Origin of the sequence: Undibacterium sp. Di27W, from assembly GCF_049340345.1 — a bacterium.
Taxonomy (GTDB): domain Bacteria; phylum Pseudomonadota; class Gammaproteobacteria; order Burkholderiales; family Burkholderiaceae_D; genus Undibacterium.
Genome location: NZ_JBMPOS010000016.1, coordinates 101,008 through 123,893 on the forward strand (window position 1 = coordinate 101,008; position 22,886 = coordinate 123,893).

The window sequence follows — 22,886 nt, forward strand, 5'->3', positions numbered from 1 at the left end:
ACAAGATACGATCAATGTCACGTAATTTTACGCATGCCCTGCCTGAAAAATATCAATAATCGCCTCAAAATTATGTGTGCAAATACGCGAATCTATTCGCACCTACGCAACTTACAGCGTGCCCGCAACAAATTAAATCCTCTACCCAAGTTGTGTGCCAGCGTCCTTCACTGGCACCTCGGACAAAGTTTAAGTTGGTTGGTCTGGTTCATTCGCTTTGTCGTTTGCACATAGCTTGCCAAGAGTTATGTGCATTATTGCGCCTTCAGTTGATCCAGGGTTTGCCTTCCTATGCATAGCACTGTTCAGTTGAATAAGGTATTGACTTTCATATGAAGCATTCACCAACGACTTCTGAATTGCGGCTTCGGAAATGCCCACAAACCGAAGGTAAAGTACACGAAGAAATAACCTAATTCGAACAGCAGCCCGGTGCATATCCATTCCGTCAAGGATTGAATTGCGAGAAGCATCGTCCCAATGCGTATAGTAGTTTCTTGTAACAACCCAGCTTCGAGGGATGCTTCCGCCATTTCCCAAAATTACTACTCTCAGTGAATCTGGCAATCTCGATGCGAGACTATCCAAACGCTTTCGCAGGGAAATTTCATTGCCGTATCGTATGCGCGATTTCAGTGCATCTCTATGGTCGCTGCCTATGCCATCTGGAATAGCCATGCACAAACTGTCATGAATCGCTTTGTATTCCTCTTCTGATGTGTACAAGCCAGTGGATACAGCTCGATGAAATCCTTCAAGGGCTTGCATAAGCGATAGAAATTCGATGTGTGACCAAAGATCATTTGTGTTGAGCACGCTCAGCGCTAACTGGCTTGGCGTGGCAATCGAGTCGTATTGCTCAAACCAGTTCTGGATGACTGGCTCGAGAGCCTCGCCCATGTCATTGCGTAACATGAAGAAATCGTGGCGACTTTTATACTTGCAGGTCTGTGTCATTCTTAGATTAACGAGAACCGCCACGCTTTCATTCGTACCGGAGAGTTTTGCCGATATTTGGTCTTCAGCCATTGATACTCCTGCCAGAAATGAAAGAAGCGTTGACGCTTTTCCGAACTGATCTAAAAACCAGTTAATGCACTGTGGTTCGTCAGGGCGAATCGTCATGTGACAAGAAATTCTTGCATGAATCTCAGATATTCGGTCGCCAGAGTATCTATGCTCGAAGCCAAACGAAAGGGTGCCGAAAATCGCAGGAATCTGAATGATCTCCTCACGAAGATGCTCAATATGGTAGACCACACTTGAAGGGCAGTCCGTTGTCTGTGGAATGATGGTCTGAGTAACGCCTGATCGTCCGATCCACAACTCCAATCCTGGCACGCGAATGCTAACTTCGCTGTACAGGGATTGCTCAGTTACATGGGCTCCCACGACAAGAAAATTAGAGGAAATTCGTTCAGATTCGGCAAACCCACCAGCACCAATACTGACGTTTTTACCGACTTGCATTGCTGACAGCAAGGATACCCGTTCGCTTCCAGTTGTTACACCATGGACAGCGGTATAGTCATGAACTTCGTCGCCGAAAATTGCGCCTCTCTGTGGAGTAAACGTTCCATTGAGTGACAGTTCGGCGCAGCGGTCGCCCCACGTAAGTGTTCCTGCAAGATGAGGCGAATTATCAAGCTGTGGAAGAAACCACTTCCCCGTGAAGGAGGTGTCTTCGTTAAGCGGGTAGGTTTTCATTGAGTTCCTAGTTGATGGATGTTTTCTGAACCCGATAAAGAGGATACTTTGTGCGAGATGATCAAAGAGTCATGTTTAAATATTATAGACCTGCGTGATCTTTATAGCTCAGATACAACCTGCTCTAAGGTAAGGCCGCACTTCGAACGTGAATTCGCCTAACATAAATTCCTCCGTCGATGATTTTGCAAAAAAGATAATCATATTTGGAGCATTGTAGCACTTGTCAGCCATACTGATGACGATAAAACAACGTCAGGCTTTTCAAAAATACATGGCGGTTTCTTCCTGCTTTTCTCTGTGTCTCCGAGCCTTTGTGTTGAGAGGTCTTCCCTTTTTAAGCAGATTTTTCAATAAACTTGCCTGTCTGCTACCGGTCGCCATAGAGAATGTGCTGAATTTATACCGTATAATCGGATTTACACCCATTTTTCAGCTTAGAACCATCATTTATGAACTCGTCAGAAATCCGCGATAAATTCCTCAGCTTTTTCGAATCCAAGGGCCATACACGTGTGCGCTCTTCCAGCTTGATACCCGGCAATGATCCTACCCTGCTGTTCACCAACTCCGGTATGGTGCAGTTCAAGGATGTGTTTCTCGGCCAGGACAAACGTGCCTACACCCGTGCCACGACAGCGCAACGCAGTGTGCGTGCTGGTGGTAAGCATAATGATCTGGAAAATGTCGGTTACACCGCGCGTCACCATACCTTCTTTGAAATGCTGGGTAATTTCTCTTTTGGCGATTATTTCAAGAAAGATGCGATTCACTACGCCTGGGAATTGCTGACGACAGTCTATGGCTTGCCAAAAGACAAGCTGACTGTCACCGTCTATCAGGAAGATGATGAAGCCTACGATATCTGGAAAAACGAAATCGGCGTGCCGGTAGAGCGCATTATTCGCATAGGCGACAACAAGGGTGCGCGTTATGCATCCGACAATTTCTGGCAAATGGCCGACACGGGACCTTGCGGCCCTTGTACCGAGATTTTCTATGACCACGGCCCGGAAATCTGGGGTGGCCCTCCAGGCTCGCCAGATGAAGATGGCGACCGTTTCATCGAAATCTGGAACCTGGTGTTCATGCAGTTCAACAAGGATGAAGCAGGTGTCCTGAACCCTTTGCCTAAACCATGCGTGGATACCGGCATGGGCCTGGAACGTCTGTCTGCAGTTTTGCAGCATGTGCATTCCAACTATGAAATCGATACTTTCCAAAACCTGATCAAGGCAGCTGCGCGTGAAACTGGCTGTACTGATCTGGAACACAATTCCCTGCGCGTGATTGCCGATCATATCCGCTGCGCTGGATTTTTGATCGTTGATGGCATCATCCCTGGCAATGAAGGCCGTGGTTATGTGCTGCGCCGTATCACCCGCCGCGCTTTACGTCATGGCCACAAGCTGGGCCAAAGCCAGCCTTTCTTCTACAAGCTGGTGCCTGATCTGGTCAAGGAGATGGGTGTTGCTTATCCTGAACTGGCTGAGGCGGCTGAACGTGTTGCGCAGGTATTGAAGCAGGAAGAGTTGCGCTTTGGCGAAACTCTGGGCAATGGCATGAAGATATTGGAAGCAGCACTTGCCAAAGACAGTAAAAACCTGGATGGCAAAACAGCCTTTACCTTGCATGATACCTATGGTTTTCCGCTTGATCTGACGGCAGATATTTGCCGCGAGCGCAATGTCGTACTGGATGAAGCGGGTTTCCATGAAGCGATGCGCAAGCAAAAAGAAAGCGGCAAGGAAAATAGCGAATTCACGATGGCTGCCGCCATTGAATACAGTGGTGAAAAAACAAAATTCGTCGGTTACGATCAATTGCAGCACGAAGCCAAAGTGATAGCCCTGTATGTTGATGGCACTGCTGTCAATGAAATCAAGGCTGGCCAAAAAGCGATTGTCGTTCTTGATACCACACCTTTCTATGCAGAATCAGGTGGTCAAGCTGGCGACTCTGGCGTGTTGGTTGGTGTAGATGGAAGCGTCTTTGATGTAACTGATACCAGAAAAATCCAGGCAGATGTATTCGGCCATCACGGCGTATTGAAATCTGGCAGCCTGGCTATTGCACAGAACCTTAAAGCAGAAGTGAACCAGGAAATCCGTGCACAAACCATGCGCAATCACTCTGCCACGCATTTGATGCACAAGGCCTTGCGTGAAGTATTGGGTAGCCATGTTGCACAAAAAGGTTCTCTGGTGGATGTGGAAAAAACCCGCTTCGACTTTAGCCACAATGGTCCTATGACTGCCGATGAAATCCGTCAGGTAGAAACTATTGTCAACCGTGAAATTCTGGCGAACGCCGCAACCCAGGCGCAAGTCATGGGCTATGACGACGCGGTCAAGCATGGCGCCATGGCGCTGTTTGGCGAAAAATATGGTGATGAAGTACGTGTACTCGACATCGGTACTTCGCGTGAGTTGTGCGGTGGTACTCATGTGTCCCGTACTGGTGATATAGGCCTGTTCAAGATCGTTGCTGAAGGCGGTGTCGCTGCCGGTATCCGTCGTGTAGAAGCCGTGACTGGTGAAGTGGCACTGACCCTGGTACAAAACCTCAACAGCCGCATCAATGAAGCTGCTGCCGCCCTGAAAACCCAGCCAGAAGAACTCACGCTGCGTATCGGGCAGGTGCAGGATCATGTCAAGGCTTTGGAAAAAGAACTGGCTACGCTGAAATCCAAAATGGCGTCCAGCCAGGGTGACGATCTGGTGAACCAGGCAGTGGATGTCAAAGGCATCAAGGTGCTGGCTGCAACGCTGGAAGGCGCTGATGTGACAGCCCTGCGTGAAACCATGGACAAGCTCAAAGACAAGCTGAAAACAGCCGCTATCGTGCTGGCAGCAGTCAATGATGGCAAGGTCAGCCTGATTGCCGGTGTGACTGCGGATAGCACATCCAAAGTCAAGGCGGGTGACCTGGTGAATTTTGTGGCGCAACAAGTCGGTGGCAAAGGTGGTGGCCGTCCTGACATGGCGCAAGCGGGTGGTACTGATGCCAGTGGCCTGGCAAAAGCCTTGGAGGGTGTGACTGAATGGGTAACTTCACGTCTATGATACATGTACGTCGCGCTGAAATTTCAGATGCGGCCCAGCTGCAAAGGGTGTTCGCCAGTGGTGGCACCTATGCGGGCACTTTGCAACTGCCGCATCCCTCGCTGGAGATGTGGCAGGAGCGCCTGGAAAAGACCGATCCCAAGGACACCCGTCTGGTCGCCATCTATGATGGCGTGGTGGTCGGCTCAGCCAGCCTGCACCTGGAAAAGCCGCAAAGGCGACAGCATGTCGCTCACCTGGGTATGGGGGTAGCAGATTCCTTTACCGGCCGTGGGATAGGCACGGCGCTGTTGACGGAGTTGCTGAATTTATCAGATAACTGGCTCAATCTCCTGCGCCTGGAATTAACCGTGTTTTGCGATAACACTGCCGCCATCCATCTGTATAAAAAATTTGGCTTCGAAAAAGAAGGGACCATGCGGGCTTACGCATTTCGCAATGGTCAGTATGTTGATAGTTATGCCATGGCGCGCCTGCATCCCAAACAGGCGATGATACCGCTGAGGGAATTCTGAGGTCAGCATGGAAATAAAGTTTTGCCCGGTTTGTGCAACATCTTTGATAGAACGTCCCGATGAACAGGAAGCCAGCAAGCTCAGGCTGGCTTGCCCCGAAGGCCACTGGACCCACTGGGACAATCCCCTGCCGGTATTGGCTGCCCTGGTAGATTTTGATGACAAGATACTGCTGGCCCGCAATGCAGCATGGCCAGAAAACACCTTTGCTCTCATCACCGGCTTCATGGAACGTGGTGAAACTCCTGAGCAAGGCGTGGCCCGTGAGCTCAAAGAAGAAACCAATCTCGATGCTGATGAAATCACTCTGATTGGTGTCTATGAATTCATCCGCAAAAATGAGCTCATCATTGCCTACCACGTCAAGGCATCTGGCACGGTCAGTCTGTCGCCAGAATTGCTGGAATATCGCCTCATAGAACCCGAAAAACTCAGACCCTGGAATGCTGGCACCGGCCATGCCATGGCAGACTGGATGCGTACACGCGGTCTGGAGCCCGTCTATAGAGAGTGGGAAGGTAAATAGTCCGGTTTTTTTTTGCATCGCAAAACGGCGCCCATATGTAAGGCTGGTCTGCAAATGTGATTTGATATTTTGTTGGCAATAAAAAGGCAGTTTTACAATTGTTTTGATGAAATATCTGGATTTAGTAAGTCAGCAGTAAGTTTAGTGACTAAGATGAGAACATAGACTTTAGTCGAAGAATCTTCGGTTTTGCACCGTTTTCGTGCGGAAACTTTTTAAAATGTTTGGTCTTTTGTTGTTAGTCTGTTGCAATGCACCATATGAATGAAAATTCCGGTAGAATTGGTGCATCAATTGTAGTGCGTATGTGCTTACTCAATTTGTGTTACTGGGAAAATCATGCAATTCAATAAAGAACTGGATGCACGCGGACTGAACTGTCCCCTTCCAATTTTAAAAACCAAGAAGGCGCTGGCCGAAATGCTCACTGGTGAAGTGTTGCATGTGCTGGCGACTGATCCTGGTTCGGTCAGGGACTTCAAGGCCTTTTCCAAGCAAACTGGCAATGAACTGCTGTCGCATCAGGAAAACAGCAAAGAGTTTGAGTATTTCATCAAACGTAAATAAGCGTCATCAAAGTAGTATCAGTCTGCGATTACCCATCGGCAAAGCAGCAAATAAAAAACCCGCGATCATATTGCGGGTTTTTTTATTTTAGCCAGGCATTTTATTGAGGCTGATTCGTTATTGATGAATATTGGAACTATATTGGCGAGGGAGGATACGACATTGTCATGATGCAACAGGGATTTCAAGACCATTCACTTGCAAGAAAATCTTCTAGCTTTGGCTGACTATGCTTCAAATCCCGGTTGCAGCTTCAAGGGCAAATAGAGCGCTAATAGTGCACTAACGAGCTTTGTTCTACGCTAACGCTCTACATTCACTGTAGCGATCTTGCGAAAGTCCTATTGGATTAGGCATTCTGCTCTAGTGGTAAAGTAGATTAAAAAGAACGCTCGTGCTAAATTGTGCAAAATCTTGATGTTTTCGTTTTATAATCAATAGAATTTACGTATACGTCAATTTGCAGATGTGAAAGCGCAGTAATATGAGGGATTCATTAAAGAGTCCGGCGTTTCCTTGGTCTTGCAAGCAAAGTGGCGAAGCGTCGGGCAGCAAATTTTCAGTATCAAGCTTTAAAATTCGTAGCAAGTTTCGTATAAATCGGTATTAAATTCGGTATTCCCCAATTAGCTCATAAAGGCAGAACTATGAAAGTCCTGGTACCAGTCAAACGCGTCGTCGATTACAACGTCAAAGTACGTGTCAAATCTGATGGCTCTGGCGTTGATATCGCCAACGTCAAAATGTCCATGAACCCATTTGATGAAATCGCTGTTGAAGAAGCGACCCGCCTGAAAGAAGCGGGCGTCGTGACAGAAGTCATCGCTGTTTCTTGTGGCGTAGCGCAATGCCAGGAAACACTGCGTACAGCAATGGCGATTGGTGCTGACCGTGGCATCCTGGTTGAAAGCGATGCAGAACTGCAACCGCTGGCTGTGGCCAAATTGCTCAAGGCACTGGCTGACAAAGAACAACCTCAATTGATTATCCTCGGCAAACAGGCGATTGATGATGACAGCAACCAGACTGGCCAGATGCTGGCAGCCTTGCTGGGTTGGCCACAAGCGACTTTCGCATCCAAAGTCACGGTTGCTGATGGTAAAGCCACAGTCACCCGTGAAGTAGACGGTGGCCTGGAAACATTGTCCCTGACACTGCCAGCCATCATCACGACAGACTTGCGTTTGAATGAGCCACGTTATGTGACTTTGCCTAACATCATGAAGGCCAAGAAAAAACAACTGGACAATGTCAAACCAGCAGACCTGGGTGTGGACGTTGCTTCCCGCGTCAAGACCTTGAAAGTGGTAGAGCCACCAAAACGCAGCGCCGGTATCAAAGTGCCTGACGTGGCGACCCTGGTTGCCAAGCTGCGCAATGAAGCCAAGGTTATTGGTTAATTTCCGATTCTGGAAATAGAAACAGAATTTAAGAATAATTTTTGTTGCCGGGATATTGATCCTGACAATACATCAAGTGGAAGACATCATGACTACACTCGTCATCGCTGAACACGACAACGCTGGCCTCAAGGGCAGCACATTGAATACCGTTACTGCTGCTGCTCAATGCGGCGCAGATGTACATGTACTGGTTGCTGGCCACAATGCGGGCGCAGTTGCGCAAGCTGCCGCACAAATCGCAGGCGTCAGTAAAGTATTGCATGCAGATGCAGCGCACTTTGCCGATGGCCTGGCAGAAAACATTGCTGAGCAAGTATTGGCAATCGCTTCTGGTTACAGCCACATCCTGGCACCGGCAACTGCTTACGGCAAAAACATTTTGCCACGCGTAGCTGCCAAGCTCGACGTGTCACAAATTTCTGAAATCACCAAGGTAGACAGCCCTGACACTTTCGAGCGTCCTATCTACGCTGGTAATGCCATCGCTACTGTGCAATCGACAGATGCTATCAAAGTTATTACTGTACGTACTACAGGTTTTGATGCTGCTGCTAATGGTGGTTCTGCTGCTGTGGAAACTGTTGCTGCCGTTGCTGATTCTGGCAAATCTGCTTTCGTGTCTCGCGAAGTGGCCAAGTCTGATCGTCCTGAGCTGACAGCTGCCAAAGTCATCGTTTCCGGTGGCCGTGGCATGGGTTCTGGCGACAACTTCAAAATTCTCGAACCATTGGCAGACAAGCTGGGTGCCGCGATGGGTGCATCCCGCGCTGCGGTGGATGCAGGCTTTGTACCGAATGACTGGCAAGTTGGCCAGACCGGCAAGATCGTTGCTCCACAACTGTACATCGCCGTCGGTATCTCTGGCGCGATCCAGCATCTGGCCGGTATGAAAGATTCCAAAACTATCGTCGCTATCAACAAAGATCCAGAAGCACCGATCTTCTCAGTAGCTGACTATGGCATCGTTGGCGATCTGTTTGATATCGTTCCTCAACTGGTTGCTGAGCTGGGTTAATCTGAATTTGTTTTATTCGTCATCACGCTGACCGTGATGGCTCAGGCAGGATGAGTGGTTTGTCGCGCTACTGACAGCAGATTTTGTTGTGGTGACATATTGCTGATCTTGCCTTTTTTATTGGGATATCAAAAATGAGCTATGTTGCCCCTGTTAAAGACATGCTGTTCATCATCAATGAACTGGCTGGTCTGAATGAAGTCAATGCCTTGCCTGGTTGTGAAGATGCAACGGCAGAAACAGTAGAAGCCGTGCTGGAAGAAAACGCCAAGTTTGCCGGTGAAGTGGTTGCCCCTTTGAATTTCCCGGGTGACCTGGCACCAAGCTACTGGAAAGACGGCGAAGTCTTCACCAGCAAGGGCTTTAAAGAAGCCTTCAAGATGTTTGGTGAGGCGGGCTGGCAGGGTGTGCAGCACCCGCAAGAATTTGGCGGCCAGGGCTTGCCCAAACTGGTGGCAACACCATGCATAGAAATGCTCAATGCAGCGAGTATCTCGTTTGCCTTGTGCCCATTGCTGACCGATGGTGCGATTGAAGCCCTGCTGACTGCAGGCACAGACGAACAAAAAGCCATTTACCTGGAAAACCTGATTTCCGGCAAGTGGACAGGCACCATGAACTTGACCGAACCACAAGCTGGTTCTGACCTTGCAATGGTGCGCAGCCGTGCCGTGCCACAAGGCGATGGTACTTTTAAAGTTTACGGCACCAAGATTTTTATCACCTATGGTGAACACGATATGGCAGAAAATATTGTCCACCTGGTGCTGGCTCGTACACCTGATGCACCAGAAGGTGTCAAAGGTATTTCCCTGTTCATCGTGCCAAAATTCCTGGTCAATGCTGATGGCACACTGGGTGCACGCAATGATGCACACTGCGTATCGATAGAACACAAGCTGGGTATCAAAGCCAGCCCGACTGCGGTATTGCAATTCGGTGACAACGGTGGCGCGATAGGCACGCTGGTTGGTGAAGAAAACCGCGGCCTCGAATACATGTTCATCATGATGAATGCCGCCCGCTTTGGCGTTGGCATGCAGGGCATAGGCGTGGCAGAACGTGCTTATCAAAAGGCAGTGCAATATGCCAAAGACCGTGTGCAATCGCGTGACCTGGCAGGTTCCGCTGGCCCGGTTGCCATCATCAAGCATCCTGACGTACGCCGCATGCTGATGTCCATGCGCGCCCAGACTGAGGGGGCACGTGCGCTGGCCTACGTCGCCGCCGGTATCAGTGACTTTGCCCATCACCATGCAGATGCAGCGGTGCGCAAGGCCAACCAGGCCAAGTATGAATACCTGGTGCCTATCGTCAAAGGCTGGTCCACAGAAATGTCGCTGGATGTTACATCAACTGGCGTGCAGGTGCACGGTGGCATGGGCTTCATCGAAGAAACCGGTGCCGCACAACACTACCGCGATGCCAAGATACTGACCATCTATGAAGGCACCACGGCCATACAGGCAAATGACCTGGTAGGCCGTAAGACTTCACGCGATGGCGGCGCTACGGCTAAAGCATTCATCGCCGACATGCGCGCGACAGAAGCACAATTGACAGCTATAGCTTCTGTCGACATGCTGGCAATACAGCGTCAACTGGCAGCAGGTACTGCAGCGCTGGAAGACGTGGTTGATTATGTCGTCACTAACTTCAAGCAAGACATCAAGGGTGTGTTTGCTGGCAGCGTCTTGTACCTGAAGCTGGCAGGCATCGTATTCGGCGGCTGGCAAATGGCGCGTGCCGCCATCATCGCCCAGCAAAAACTGGATGCAGGCGAGGGCGATGCAGCTTTCCTGAAAGCCAAGATTGCGACAGCCCGTTATTTTGCTGACCATATCCTGTCTGCGGCGCAAGGCTTGCGTTCAGCGATTGTGGATGGCAGCGCCGGTGTCCTGGCTTTGGCGGAAGATCAGTTCTGATTGTTTTGCCTGAGTTCGGCATCATCTTAAAACCTCCCGTATGTTGCGGGAGGTTTTTTATTTTGACGATAGCCTGCTTAAGTCACGTGTTGGCTGAATACGCACTAAACGCAACGCTCTATCTTGTTGTTGTAGGAGCGGCTTCAGCCGCGAATATCCCGCTCAACAAAAATAACTGATACGGCTAAGTGTTCGCGGCTAAAGCCGCTCCTACGAAACCAGCAACGTGCTCATTGAATTCTGTTTTTTCAGACATTGACATCAACATTTGGAGTATTGACAGTCGCTGCATTTTTCTTGTTTCGCGCCACATCTTCTGCCCGCTGGTAATTCAGTTCATCCTGCGCTTCATGGTGCTGAGGGTCAGTGTTCTCATGTAAATCCAGTTCTACCGCTTCTACCGCAGTGACGGCTTCTGGTGCTGTCACTGCATCGGCTTGTGCTTGTCGTGGTTTCTCTGCAGTTGCTGGCGGCAAGCCATCACGCACGCGATAGGCAGCTACCGCGGCAGAAATCAGGGGATTGATATTCGCCTGCGCTGTCGTCGTCGGGGTAGTCGCATTGTTGACGATGGTTTCGTTTCCCACTGCTACAGGTGGCTGCGTCGCCGGATTGTTTGTCGTCGCCCTTGTCGTTGCTTCTGGCAAGTCTGCAGTCGCGAGTGGATTATTGACGAGTATGCCATTGGTGTTGCTGGTAACCGCATCGGATGCAGGCTGACTTGCTGTATTCGCTGCTTCCGTGGGCTTATTGCTGGTATTGAGTGCGGCCTGGGCTTTGTTTGAAGTCGCTTCTGATACCGTGCTGCGATTGGTGTTGGTGTTGGTGGTGCTGCTTTGATTCAGCGTAGCTGCTGTATTGAGCTGTGTATTTAGCTGTGTATTCAACTGACTGGCTGAATTTGTTACTTGCGCTAGCGTAGTTGTACCTGACTCAGCGGCAGGCAAAGAATTATCCGCTAGAACATTGGCATTGGCATTGGCATTCGCATTCAAAGGCAGGCTGGCCTGGTTTTGTGTAAATACATTTTCTTGCACACTGCTTGCGGTATTGGGCTCTCCGGTACTGGCTGCCTGGGTATTGAGCAAGGATGCTGGCGTGCTGATATTGTTGAGTAAATTATCCGCCAGCGTCGTATCCACATTGGGAGGGTTTGTGCTTGCCGATGCATTTTCCTGCGTGTTGATCGCTGTGCCTGTATTTGCATTCGTATCGGTAGTTGCTGACGCCTCACTTGCTATGGCGTTATTGCCAGCACTGACCTGGGTATTGATGGATGTTTCTGTTAGTGTCGCGGGGTTCGCATTATCTGCCTGAACAGTATTGGTGGTGTTGGCGGTACTGGTAGATGTGCTGGTGGCAGTACTGGTGATGGCTGATTGCAAAGCCTCATTTGTCAGCACTTGCTGTAGCAGGACATCCGTATCGGCAGGTACCTGCTCATTCGCCTCTGCTGACTGTACAGAATCATTGTTAACACTTGCAGTGTTTGCAGCAGCTATAGTGTTGTCAGCACTCGCACTATTGGTGCTACTGGAAGCAAGGGCCTCAGTGCTGATAGTATCAGTTGCCTGACCCGCACTGATACTGGCAGCAATATTGCCTGAAGCCAGGTCTTGATTTTGTGCGAGTACATCGTTTTCAGCATTGCCCAAAGCCTGTAATGCCTGCGTCAGCAAAGTCAGGGTGTTGCCTGGATTTTGTGCCAGCGCGCTTTGGAAGTCGATGACATCCAGCGTCAATACACTATCACTTCCTGGTGTGGGAGGATTCTGTAAATTAATCCCGATTTTTGATAATTGCTCGAACAGGCCAGCTTCCCCGGCGTCTGGTCTGCTGGCATTGAGCGCCTGCAACAGGCTGTCATTGCTGGTCGGGATGAGCGGATTCTCAGTCAGATTGGAATTGCTCGCCTGTAGCTGGTTGAAGGTATCGACAAATAACCTGGCAATGGTAGTGATTTGTTCAATGTCGGCGCTGGTCTGGCCGACATCTGCCTGGGCTGTGGCGCTTGCAGTATTGGTTGTTGGCGCAGCAGAAGTAGTTTGAGTGGCTTGCCTGCTTTGCAGCCGTGCAGTGCTATCCAGTAACTGACCCAGGGTGGAAACATCAACAAGCACGCTGGTGCCACGAATCGCTTCCAGTTCACTTTGTTCCTTACTGGCGATGGGGGAAATGGCATCCGTGCTGACGGGAGCAAGGGTGAAACTGCTTTGCACCAAGGGTGTTGCAATAGGTGTTGTAACAGTGCTGATAGGAGCGATAATCATGTCAAACCTGCTTTCCATAAGCCTGAGTGTTTAGCCAGCATGCGCCAGTATTTGTCTGCGCTCTGTGCGCTGGATCACGGAGGGAGTTCAGGGGGCTATGATAAAAAAATCCCCATAGTGCTTGGCTATGGGGATTTTTTAGAAGCTGGCTCATTTACTTCAAAGGTGGAATTGCCTGCGGCACCATGGGTTTGACAGGCTGCTCCTTGAGTTTTTTCTCCAGCAATTGTATGGCGGTTTCCAGTTGCTGGTCTTTGCCATTAAAAGTAGCATGCGGCAGATTGTCGACTTCGACGTCTGGGGTGACGCCCACGCCTTCTACCAGCCAGCGGCCATCCATGCCAAATTGTGCATTTTCGGCTGCCCTGATCATGCCATTATCTGACAGGGAATTATTATCTGACAACCAGACACCGGCACCGGCCGTACGCTTACCCACCAGTGGCCCCAGCTTCAATGCCTTGATACCGGCGGCGAAGGTTTCACCATCCGAGTAAGTTAATTCATCAACCAGGACGACCAGGTGACCACGGAAGGTTTGCTGCATATTGGTGGAGGGGGCAGCGACAGATGAAGACCAGAATGCCCAGGCTTTGCGCAAGAGTTTTTCTATGATCCAGCTATCAATATTGCCACCGCGATTACGGCGTACGTCTATGATCAAGCCATCGCGTTCTATATTGCTATAAAAGTCGCGCGCAAAACCATTGATATCCTGAGAAATCATGGAACGCAAATGCAGATAACCTATACGGCCTTGTGTTTGTTTGTTGACTTGCTCGCTGCGGCTTTGCTCCCAGTCGCTATAGCGCAAATTGGCATGTTTCATCATATTGACAGGCGTGACGATGACGGCGCGGGCAGCATGCTCACCACGCTTGACATGCATCAATACCTGCTTGTCAGCCTGGTTGCTCAGCAAGTCAGAAATATCACGTGCTTCCAGTACAGCCTGGCCGTTGATGGCGGTGATGATGTCGCCTTCCCTGATATCCAGGTCAGGCTGCGACAGTGGTGCGCGCTCGGTTGGCAATTCAGCTTCGGTATGATAGATGTGATCAATGCGATAGCCCGCTGCAGTACGGCTCAATACTGCGCCCAGAGAGGCTGCCTGGCCTTCCGGTGGGGCGCGGCGTATATCGCCCGGGCGGGTTTGTGAATGCAGGGTGCTGACTTCACTGGCCATCAAGCCCAGGACATCATTTAATTCCGCCCTGTCAGTGATGCGGTCGACCAGAGGGGCATATTTGCTGCGCACCTTGTTCCAGTCCACGCCGCGCATTTTTTCATCGAACAAATAATCCCTGTGCATGCGCCAGGCATCAGCATACATTTGCTGCCATTCGAGTTTGGGGCTGAGGAAGAAACTCCAGTCATTGATATTGACCTTGGCCTTGCTGATGTCGCCAGGTTGTTTGGCACCGGCTTCGACAACAAAGAATTCACTCGGACCCATATTAATTTGCTGGCGGTAAAACACATGCTTCTTGTCGGCGGATAAATCAAACTGGCGTATATTGCCAGCAAAGATTTCTGGCTGTGGTGAAGTCTTGCTGATGGCCAGGGTTTTCAGTGTTGCTTTGCCATCGGTACCTTCCAGTTCAGTGAAGTACAAACGCTTGTCATCAATAGCGAGATCACGGTAATTGCCATAAGCCAGGGGTACTTGATACAGGCGTTCTTCCAGGCCAGCATACTGTATCGCTGGTAGGCTTGGCTTGGCTGGTTTTTTGACTTCTGCAGTTTTTTCTGCAGTTTTATCGGCTGCGTTGTCGACGGCTTTATCAGTTGTTTTGTCAGCAGCTTTATCAGTAGCTTTATCAGTAGATTTATCTGCGGATTTATCCGTTGATTTACTTAACTCATCATCTGCCTTGTATGGAAAGCGGTTTCCTGCTTGCAGGGCCAGTGCATATACGCCAGTGCGTTTTTCAAAATACGGGCCCATATTGCGATCACCCCAGGGCGCGCGATTGCTGACCTGGAAATTGCGTTCAGAGTAAAAATACAGCCAGTGGCCATCCGGTGAAAACACGGGGGCGTGGGAGTTGTAGCGGTCGCTGGTGACGAAATGCAATTGCTTGCTGTCTATGGCATACAAACCTATTTGCTGCCTTTGTACTTTGGTGTTGGCCCTGACGATGGCGATGGTCTTGCTGTCAGGTGACCAGATGATTTCTTCCTGCTTTTCTGCACCTATCTTGCCTGCGTCGTCGATGAGTTGATTGGTCTTGCTGGCCAGGTCCAGCAGCCACAGGCGGCCGCGTTTGTCGGTATGTGCCAGCCACTTGCCATCGGGGGAAGGGTAGATACGGAAGCGATGCACGTCTCCATTACTGGTCAATACTTCTGGCTTGCCTACGCCACTGGCTGGAAATTTCCAAATTTCATTTTCACCTGTGGTGTCGACGATGGCATACACAGATTTGTCATCATGCGAGAATACAGCTTCGCGGGCGCGGGCATTTTCAGGTATAGGCAAGTCTATGCGTCTTTGCGGGCCTGTACTGGCAATCGTCACACGACCGCGGGCAGTGAGCAGCAGGCGTTCTTCCTTGCTAGCGATTTCTACATTGCTCAGATAGTCCAGCGGGGTTTTGATCAGGCGTTTGCGCTGCTGGTCAAAGTCAGATACCAGGTCTATGCTCAGGGCCTGGTCTTTAGCATTGGCAATATCGAGCACATGCAAATCGGCACCCAATTGATAGGCAATCTTGCCATCGCCTATGCTGGCATTGCGCACTTCCCATTCCTTGTGCTGGGTCAGGGCGCGGGCATCGCTGCCATCAAGATTGGCGCTCCAGATATTGAAAGCACCATTGCGGTCACTGACGAAGTACAGCTTGCCTTTCCACAGCATGGGGCGGCGGTTATTGCTCTTGTCATCGGCAAATAATTGTATGGCTTCAGTTTTCGCCTGTACGTCATAGCGCCAGACCTGCGCGGTAGCACCGCCGCGATACTGCTTGGCATTATCATTGGTGATATGCAAGCCAAAGCGGGTGAAATACAAATACTTGCCGCTATCATCAAGCACTGCTTCATTCGCATCTGCTACCGGGAACACCCTTTGCGTCAGGGTTTGCGGATTGATGGCAGCGATAATACGATGCGATGCCGGGCCTGTGCTATTGAGGGTAGTCACCAGGACTTCGCCACTGGCTGTCCAGCCTAACACGGAGACCTGATCGTTTTCAAAACTGATACGCTTGGGTACACCACCTGTCATGGGCATGACATAGGCTTCTGTTGCCCCCTCATAAGCGGCGGAAAATGCCAGCCATTTGCCGTCTTGCGAGATGGCGGGCAAAGTTTCTGCCGCCGGGTGGCTGGTCAGCCTTTGAGCCTGGCCACCATTGCTTGCTACTTTCCATAAGTCGCCTTCGGCAGTGAACACCACGGCATCGCCACGTATGCTGGGGAAGCGATAATAAGCAGGTGCGGCAAATGCAGAAGTCATCAGACTGGTCAGGCTCAATGCCAGGGCAAGTTTGGAAAGTCTCATTATTGGTCTCGGAGTATGGGAGTGAGGTGTTTTTACTAATTACTTATTCAAAATTAAACGACTATGGTCTTCGTCGCCAAACGATCCATATCAGGACAAAACCGGGTAAGCATTGCCTGAAAAATAAGCTTTATACCTGCATTTGCAACATTCTGTAAGTGGCTTTTCATTTGTGTGGGGGAATTACTTACATCTGATGTTTTACGGTTACATTTGGCGCTGGCAGCTTTCTTGAATTGTTAAAAAATATGAAGTAATCTGGACTCTGTATTTCCATATGGAAATTTATGACTTTCGAGCAGACCAGGAGTGCATCATGAGACAAGTCAGCTTATGCAAAGTTCTTTTAATTCTGGGGATTTCTGCGGAAATTTCGACAACTTCAGCCCAGAACGTCACTTTTTCTATAGATACCCAGGCAGAGCGCAAGCCTATCAGCCCCTTGATCTATGGTTATAACGCCTATGCCGATGGCACTAATCGTGCTGGTTGGGCCAATCAGGGTGGGCAGGCCGCTTTGCAAAGCCTGAATATGCGTTCCCGTCGTCTGGGCGGCAATAATATGACCAGTTACAACTGGGAAAATGGCGTCAGCAATTCCGGCAATGACTGGTGTAATTCTTCCAATGCCGGTGTCAGTGCGACTGCCGGTGCAGGCAACCCCAATTCCAGCAATGGCCTGGCTTACTATGCGCCTGGTGCTGCCTTGCAAAGTTTCCAGGATCAGTCGCTGGCCTTGGGCGTCTACTCTTTGCTGCAATTACCTGCTGCGGGCAAATTACCCAAAGACATCGTCAATTTGAACCCACCTTCGACTTGCATGGGGTCACAGTTATGGCAAAGCACGGCCGGGCCATCCAATATAGATACGGCGCGCTGGGTGAATATCGTCAATGACAAACCAGCCGCTGCTGGCGCACTGAGCCTGTCCCCAGGCTTGAATGATGGCGTTGTCTATATCGATGAGGAAATTAATTTCCTGGTTCAGAAATATGGTGCAGCCTCGTCCGCCCGCGGTGTCAAAGGCTATGAACTCGATAATGAACCTGACCTCTGGCATCACTGGACTACGCCCAGTGGTGAAAGTGGTACCCATGCCAATTTGTATCCTGTGCTGACGACGGTCACCGATGTCATACAGAGGAATATAGGTTTGGCCAAGACCATCAAGCGCATGGATGCCAGTGCCGAGACCTTTGGACCTGCCATCAGTGGTTATCTGGGCTTGTTCAGCTTGTGGGCAGTGTGGGATGGTTCAGCATCGCATCAACCGGCAGACTGGGGGCAATACAATGTTGAACCCTATTACAGCAATAATACCGGTGACCGCTATCGTTATAACGGCATGGCCATGGCCAATGCCTATCTGGCGAAAATGAATCAGGCTTCGCAAAGTGCAGGCCGTCGTTTGCTGGATGTGTTTTCTTTCCATTACTATCCGCAAGCTTCTTACAATGCCACTGACCGGGTACAGGCTGCCCGTAGTCTGTGGGATGCCAGCTATGTAGAGCCTAGCTGGATTACCCAGAATGGCAATGGTTTTACCGATGGTCGTGGCTTGCAAATGCTGCCCAAGCTGCAGCAATCCGTCAATGATTTTTATCCCGGCACCAAGCTGGCGGTGACGGAATATGATTTTGGTGGCAAGAGCGATATTACCGGTGCCATTGCCCAGGCCGATGCCCTCGGGGTTTTTGGCAAGCAGGGTGTTTATCTGGCTACGTATTTTGGTGATGCAGAACAATTCATTGCATCTGGTTTTAAAATCTATACCAATTATGATGGCAACAAATCCATGTTTCCGGCGACTTCAGTCAAGGCTGTCGCCAGCAATAATGGCAATGCTGCCGTGTATGCAGCGATTGATACCAGTGACGCTAATGTCGTCCATGTGATTGCCATTAACCGCCAGGCCAGCAATGTCACGAGCAGCTTCCAGATCAGCCATCCTGTGAATCTCAAATATGCCCAGGTCTGGGGAGTCAGTGGCAGCAATACTACGATTACTGCCAGGACAGGCTTGAGCAATATTACGCAAAACAAGTTCAGCTATACCTTGCCTGCGCGCTCTGTTCTTCATTTCGTCTTGAAACCTTGAACGGTAGGACTTACGCAAAATGGCCACCGGCAGCCCGGTGGCTATGTCTTGTCAAACTCAAGCCTTGGTGACTTTCAGGATCAGCTTGCCATTGTTTTCACCTGTGAACAGTTTTTGGAAAGTGTCAGGGAAATTTTCCAGGCCATCGACGATATCTTCACGGCTTTTCAATTTGCCAGACATGATCCAGCCACCCATGACCATGGCAGCTTCCATGGCACGTGGGTAAAAGTCAGACACCATGACACCTTTCATCGTTGCCCGCTTGACCATCAGGTTCAGGTAATTCGATGGGCCTTTGATAGGCGTGGTGTTGTTGTACTGGGAGATTGCGCCGCAGATAACCACGCGGGCACCAAAAGCCAGTTGCGCCAGTGCTGCATCCAATATGTCACCACCGACATTATCGAAATACACATCGATACCTTTGGGGCAATGCTGTTTCAGGGCGGCACTGACATCTTCGCTCTTGTAGTCGATGGCGGCATCAAAGCCCAGTTCTTCTGTCAGGTAACGGACTTTATCTGCACCACCAGCAATACCGACAACACGCGCGCCTTTGATCTTGGCAATCTGGCCGACGATGGTACCAACGGCACCGGCTGCACCAGAGATGACGACGGTATCACCTTCTTTAGGCTGGCCGACTTCCAGCAAACCAAAATAAGCAGTCATGCCTGGCATGCCCAGGGTGCTCAGGTACATGGGCAAAGGGGCCAGTTTAGGATCAAGCTTGTTGATACCATTGCCATCAGAGTAGGCATATTCCTGCACACCCAGCATGCCACTGACATGATCGCCGACTGCAAACTTGGGATTATTTGACTCAACTATCTCGCCTACAGCCAGGGCACGCATGACTTCACCTATTGCTACTGGCGGCATATAGGAATTTTTATTGTCATTCATCCAGCCACGCATGGCAGGGTCCAGGGAAATAAACAAATTCTTGATCAAGACTTCGCCGGCTTGCAATTCACGCAATTGCTCGCTAACGTGATTGAAGTCGCTGGCCTTGACGCTACCTTGTGGGCGGGCTGCAAGTTTGAATTGATAGTTGATGGTGTTCATGGTTTTTCCTTGTCGGCTTGGTGTGGGCTTTTTTAACTTTGTGAGGCAGCGATGCGCTGACCATGAAGAGCAGTATAGGCAGGATATTGTTGCTTGATAAGCTGGGTATAATGCATAATATTGTTGCTTAAAACGCGACAATCTAGAGATGATATTTTATGCTGAATCCACAACACCTGGCCGTATTTGCCACTATCATCCGCGCTGGTAGTATCAGCAAGGCAGCCATACAACTGGGTTGTGGCAAATCTTTGCTGTCGCGCCAATTGGCAAAACTTGAAGAAGACCTGGGGGCTCGCCTGATACAGCGTTCCACCCGCAAGCTGACCCTGACCGAGATCGGTGAGCAAGTCTTGCATGAAGCACAGCGCATTGATGCAGCTCTCGCCAACATAGAACAAATGGCGGGCCAGCACCAGCAAGAAGTCAAAGGGCGTTTGCGCGTTACCTGCCCCATGCCCGCCGTCTCCAGACTGGTGCCTGTCATGACAGAGTTTTGCCAGCGTTATCCGCAAATTGACTTTGCCCTGCAAGTCGAAGACCGCCTGGTGGATTTGATCGCCGAGCAGATTGATGTCGCCATTCGTGTCGCCCACCTGGACGACTCCAACCTCATCGCCCGCAAGCTGGTGGATAGTCAGCGCATACTGTGTGCAGCACCTGCCTATCTGGCAAAAGCAGGCCACCCTGTCGTGGCAGAGGATCTGGCGCAGCATGCCTGCCTGCTGTATATCTACGCAGGCCGCGCCAATGATGAATGGACTTTGCTACAGGATGGCGAAGTGAAAAAAGTCAGAGTGAGCAGCCACTTCCAGTCAAATAATGGTCTTGCCCTGGTGGCTGCCGCCTGCTCAGGTGCGGGTATTTTACTGATAGACAAGCTGATCGTTAGCAAGCACTTGCAAAGCGGTGAGTTGGTCGCTGTGCTGGATAATTACCAATTGCCCAGCGGCTCGCCAGTCTATGCCGTCTATCCGGCACGTGACTGGCTGGCATTGAAGACAGCCACTTTCGTGGCTTTCTTGCAGGAGAGATTATTTACTGGCGCTTGATGTCGCTGAGGTTGCTGACGTTGCTGATGTCGCCAGCGATTCGCCTTTGCCTATGTTTTGCTCCAGGAATTTCTCTACGCGACCCCAAAAATCGATATTGTTCTTGAGCAGGTAGAAGCCATGACCTTCTTCAGGATATTCTACCCATTCGACATGGGCATTTTTTTCTTTGACTGCCTTATAGAACTTTGTGCCGTGTTCCAGGGGAGTACGATTGTCGTGTTTGCCATAGGCCATCAATAAGGGGCGGGTCAGCTTGCCAGCATTTTCCAAGGGTGAGGTGGCTTTAAGCTGGGCGGCGTCCTTGACCTGATCGCCTATCAATACTGGCATGCCAAACCATTTGAACTGATCACTCACTTCCGTCAGGTGGATGTCATACAGCAGATTGATATCAGTAATACCAGCCCACTCTATGCCACAACGGAATATATCGGGGTCTTTGATCAGGCCCATCAAGCTTGAATAGCCACCATAATCAGCGCCGGCGATACAGACACGTTTAGGATCGACATAACCCTTGGCTGCGGCCCATTTGGCTGCATCAGCGATATCGTCCTGCATGGCAAGTCCCCATTGCTTGAGGCCAGCTTGAAAATGCTTCAAACCATAACCCAGGCTACCACGAAAGTCGGGTTCTATGACTGCGTAGCCGCGTGAAGCCAAAAACTGCGCTTGTGCATTAAAGCCCCAATGATTGCCACGGGCATAAGGGCCCCCATGTACCAAGACCACTGCAGGCAGGTTTTTGCCCGTACTATTTTTAGGCAGGGTCAGGTTCACCGGTATCTGCATACCATCACGCGCGGTATAGCTCAGCATCTCTTTCTCGGCCATTTGTTCTGGCTGGATTTCAGGCTTGCTGACACCCAGGCGTGTCAGTTTTCCAGTACTGAAATCAAACAACTGCCATACGCCAGGCGCAATGTCGGAATAAGAGTAAACCAAGGTGACATTGCTTTTAAGATCGGAGGGCAAGTACAAGGCGTTGAAGGTATTCGGCAAAAGCGCATCTACCTGCTTTTGTTTTTCAGCCATGGACTCGTCAAACCAGATAGTCGCCGGCCTGCTCATTTCATAGCGCATGCCAAGGACTTTTTTGTCTGCCTGGTTATAAATCAGTTGCCCTTCAAAGTCATAGCCCTTCAGTGAAATGATGGGCTCAGGGTCTAACTGATTTTTTCCCAGATCAAAGCGATACAGGGAGCTAAGATCCTTGCCATTATTGGCACTCACATACAAGTCGCCTTCCGGGCTGAAAAACACGGGAGTAATCCTGTCGTAGGATGCCCAATCAGAGGTGGCTAACACCCGCCAGGCATCTTTTTTTGAATCTTTATAATAGATGATAGATTTTTCTTCTGCGGTTGTGACTGCTATGCGTGGCACGCCGTTCTTGTCTATCAGCCACTTGCCAACTTTGCCTGGACGAGGAGTGATCTCTGTATTGCCTGTCATCGTATTAAGCCGGTATAAGTCACTTGCACCTGAGCTGCCGCCAGCCGACTGTATGACGAAAATATCCGGGGATGATGAGCCCTCCACAATGTCGAGGAAGCGTGTATTCCAGGGTAATTCATTGCCCACGACCTTGGTACGAGCGCCAGTGTACTGATGCGTGACGAGACGCAGGCGTTTGCTGCTGTCTTTATTGACGGCATACAGACCTGGGCCGAAAAAGCGTTGAACGTCCTTGTATTGCATGTCCATCAGGTCATACACCAGGCGCTCATTATTAATCCAATGGACGGAGCGCACGTCCTTGTCTTCATAGTTGGCGATCACTTCCGGGCGCAGCTGACCAATTTCCAGCACTGCCAGCACCATACGGTCATTGGCACCTTTCATGATCATGGCAATGTTTTTTCCATCTGGTGACAGGCGGGCGTCGCGGAACTGGGATTCTTTGAAAAAACTGGCAATCGGGATAGGTTCAGCCGCCGCCTGCGAAACAGGGGCATGAAGCAAAAACATGCTGCTGAAAATACCAAGAGCAAACTTGCAGACGAGAGGCTTGTAAAAGTTGTTCATGCACGCTTTCATTGCTGGAATGGAATTGTGGATTATATACATATTAAAAAATGTTAAACATGCTCTATGGACAATATTTTTAACGAAAAAAAACCTGCATGACGCGCACCATGCAGGCTTTTTCAGATTGTAGAGG

At 50.1% G+C, this 22,886-nt stretch carries 14 protein-coding genes; 9 read left to right on the forward strand and 5 right to left on the reverse strand.

Annotated elements, in window-relative coordinates:
* Nucleotides 1-189: 189 nt before the first annotated feature.
* Nucleotides 190-1,707 carry a HEPN domain-containing protein gene (locus ACO0LF_RS26305; RefSeq protein ID WP_423019468.1) on the reverse strand — a complete coding sequence of 506 codons (1,518 nt, stop codon included), beginning with the start codon at nt 1,705-1,707 and terminating at the stop codon, nt 190-192.
* A 452-nt stretch (nt 1,708-2,159) separates the two neighbouring features.
* On the opposite strand from ACO0LF_RS26305, the gene alaS reads away from it, so the two are divergent.
* The 7 genes from alaS to ACO0LF_RS26340 all read left to right on the forward strand — a co-directional run bounded on the left by alaS (nt 2,160) and on the right by ACO0LF_RS26340 (nt 10,723).
* Nucleotides 2,160-4,772 (forward strand): alanine--tRNA ligase, encoded by a 2,613-nt coding sequence (gene alaS / locus ACO0LF_RS26310; RefSeq protein ID WP_423019470.1) that lies wholly within the window; start codon nt 2,160-2,162, stop codon nt 4,770-4,772.
* On the forward strand, nt 4,769-5,287 hold the full coding sequence (locus ACO0LF_RS26315) for a GNAT family N-acetyltransferase (protein ID WP_423019472.1): 519 nt from the start codon (nt 4,769-4,771) through the stop codon (nt 5,285-5,287). Before alaS ends, ACO0LF_RS26315 begins: the two co-directional genes overlap by 4 nt.
* A 7-nt stretch (nt 5,288-5,294) precedes the next feature.
* Entirely contained in the window at nt 5,295-5,813 is a 519-nt protein-coding gene (locus ACO0LF_RS26320; protein ID WP_423019474.1) for an NUDIX domain-containing protein, read from the forward strand.
* Between the two features lie 339 nt (nt 5,814-6,152).
* Complete coding sequence (locus tag ACO0LF_RS26325) at nt 6,153-6,380, forward strand: sulfurtransferase TusA family protein (RefSeq protein WP_110257077.1); 228 nt, start codon at nt 6,153-6,155, stop codon at nt 6,378-6,380.
* Between the two features lie 647 nt (nt 6,381-7,027).
* Nucleotides 7,028-7,780 carry an electron transfer flavoprotein subunit beta/FixA family protein gene (locus ACO0LF_RS26330; RefSeq protein WP_423003499.1) on the forward strand — a complete coding sequence of 251 codons (753 nt, stop codon included), beginning with the start codon at nt 7,028-7,030 and terminating at the stop codon, nt 7,778-7,780.
* Between the two features lie 88 nt (nt 7,781-7,868).
* Nucleotides 7,869-8,798, forward strand: coding sequence for an electron transfer flavoprotein subunit alpha/FixB family protein (locus tag ACO0LF_RS26335; RefSeq protein WP_423019476.1), 930 nt, complete (start codon nt 7,869-7,871; stop codon nt 8,796-8,798).
* 134 nt (nt 8,799-8,932) lie between these two features.
* Nucleotides 8,933-10,723: an acyl-CoA dehydrogenase gene (locus ACO0LF_RS26340; protein WP_423019478.1), complete on the forward strand. Its 1,791-nt coding sequence runs from the start codon at nt 8,933-8,935 to the stop codon at nt 10,721-10,723.
* A 248-nt stretch (nt 10,724-10,971) separates the two neighbouring features.
* Here the strand turns inward: ACO0LF_RS26340 and ACO0LF_RS26345 are convergent, their stop codons facing one another.
* Complete coding sequence (locus tag ACO0LF_RS26345) at nt 10,972-12,993, reverse strand: hypothetical protein (protein WP_423019480.1); 2,022 nt, start codon at nt 12,991-12,993, stop codon at nt 10,972-10,974.
* A 154-nt stretch (nt 12,994-13,147) separates the two neighbouring features.
* Nucleotides 13,148-16,498, reverse strand: a complete 3,351-nt coding sequence (locus tag ACO0LF_RS26350; protein WP_423019482.1) for a S41 family peptidase — start codon at nt 16,496-16,498, stop codon at nt 13,148-13,150.
* A 316-nt stretch (nt 16,499-16,814) separates the two neighbouring features.
* On the opposite strand from ACO0LF_RS26350, the gene ACO0LF_RS26355 reads away from it, so the two are divergent.
* Nucleotides 16,815-18,596, forward strand: coding sequence for a glycoside hydrolase family 44 protein (locus ACO0LF_RS26355; protein ID WP_423019484.1), 1,782 nt, complete (start codon nt 16,815-16,817; stop codon nt 18,594-18,596).
* 57 nt (nt 18,597-18,653) lie between these two features.
* On the opposite strand, the gene ACO0LF_RS26360 is transcribed toward ACO0LF_RS26355, so the two are convergent.
* On the reverse strand, nt 18,654-19,667 hold the full coding sequence (locus ACO0LF_RS26360; protein ID WP_423019486.1) for an NADP-dependent oxidoreductase: 1,014 nt from the start codon (nt 19,665-19,667) through the stop codon (nt 18,654-18,656).
* A gap of 158 nt (nt 19,668-19,825) precedes the next feature.
* On the opposite strand from ACO0LF_RS26360, the gene ACO0LF_RS26365 reads away from it, so the two are divergent.
* Nucleotides 19,826-20,719 carry a LysR family transcriptional regulator gene (locus tag ACO0LF_RS26365; protein ID WP_423019488.1) on the forward strand — a complete coding sequence of 298 codons (894 nt, stop codon included), beginning with the start codon at nt 19,826-19,828 and terminating at the stop codon, nt 20,717-20,719.
* Here ACO0LF_RS26365 and ACO0LF_RS26370 read toward each other — a convergent pair.
* Nucleotides 20,702-22,750 (reverse strand): alpha/beta hydrolase family protein, encoded by a 2,049-nt coding sequence (locus ACO0LF_RS26370; RefSeq protein ID WP_423019490.1) that lies wholly within the window; start codon nt 22,748-22,750, stop codon nt 20,702-20,704. The genes ACO0LF_RS26365 and ACO0LF_RS26370 overlap by 18 nt on opposite strands.
* Nucleotides 22,751-22,886 lie beyond the last annotated feature (136 nt).

Coding starts and splice junctions, on each gene's coding strand:
- ACO0LF_RS26335 (WP_423019476.1), top strand. CDS start 7,869: ATGACTACACTCGTCATCGCTGAACACGACAACGCTGGCCTCAAGGGC.
- ACO0LF_RS26330 (WP_423003499.1), top strand. CDS start 7,028: ATGAAAGTCCTGGTACCAGTCAAACGCGTCGTCGATTACAACGTCAAA.
- ACO0LF_RS26350 (WP_423019482.1), bottom strand. CDS start 16,498: ATGAGACTTTCCAAACTTGCCCTGGCATTGAGCCTGACCAGTCTGATG.
- ACO0LF_RS26355 (WP_423019484.1), top strand. CDS start 16,815: ATGAGACAAGTCAGCTTATGCAAAGTTCTTTTAATTCTGGGGATTTCT.
- ACO0LF_RS26370 (WP_423019490.1), bottom strand. CDS start 22,750: ATGAACAACTTTTACAAGCCTCTCGTCTGCAAGTTTGCTCTTGGTATT.
- ACO0LF_RS26345 (WP_423019480.1), bottom strand. CDS start 12,993: ATGATTATCGCTCCTATCAGCACTGTTACAACACCTATTGCAACACCC.
- ACO0LF_RS26320 (WP_423019474.1), top strand. CDS start 5,295: ATGGAAATAAAGTTTTGCCCGGTTTGTGCAACATCTTTGATAGAACGT.
- ACO0LF_RS26325 (WP_110257077.1), top strand. CDS start 6,153: ATGCAATTCAATAAAGAACTGGATGCACGCGGACTGAACTGTCCCCTT.
- ACO0LF_RS26365 (WP_423019488.1), top strand. CDS start 19,826: ATGCTGAATCCACAACACCTGGCCGTATTTGCCACTATCATCCGCGCT.
- ACO0LF_RS26315 (WP_423019472.1), top strand. CDS start 4,769: ATGATACATGTACGTCGCGCTGAAATTTCAGATGCGGCCCAGCTGCAA.
- ACO0LF_RS26340 (WP_423019478.1), top strand. CDS start 8,933: ATGAGCTATGTTGCCCCTGTTAAAGACATGCTGTTCATCATCAATGAA.
- ACO0LF_RS26305 (WP_423019468.1), bottom strand. CDS start 1,707: ATGAAAACCTACCCGCTTAACGAAGACACCTCCTTCACGGGGAAGTGG.
- alaS (WP_423019470.1), top strand. CDS start 2,160: ATGAACTCGTCAGAAATCCGCGATAAATTCCTCAGCTTTTTCGAATCC.
- ACO0LF_RS26360 (WP_423019486.1), bottom strand. CDS start 19,667: ATGAACACCATCAACTATCAATTCAAACTTGCAGCCCGCCCACAAGGT.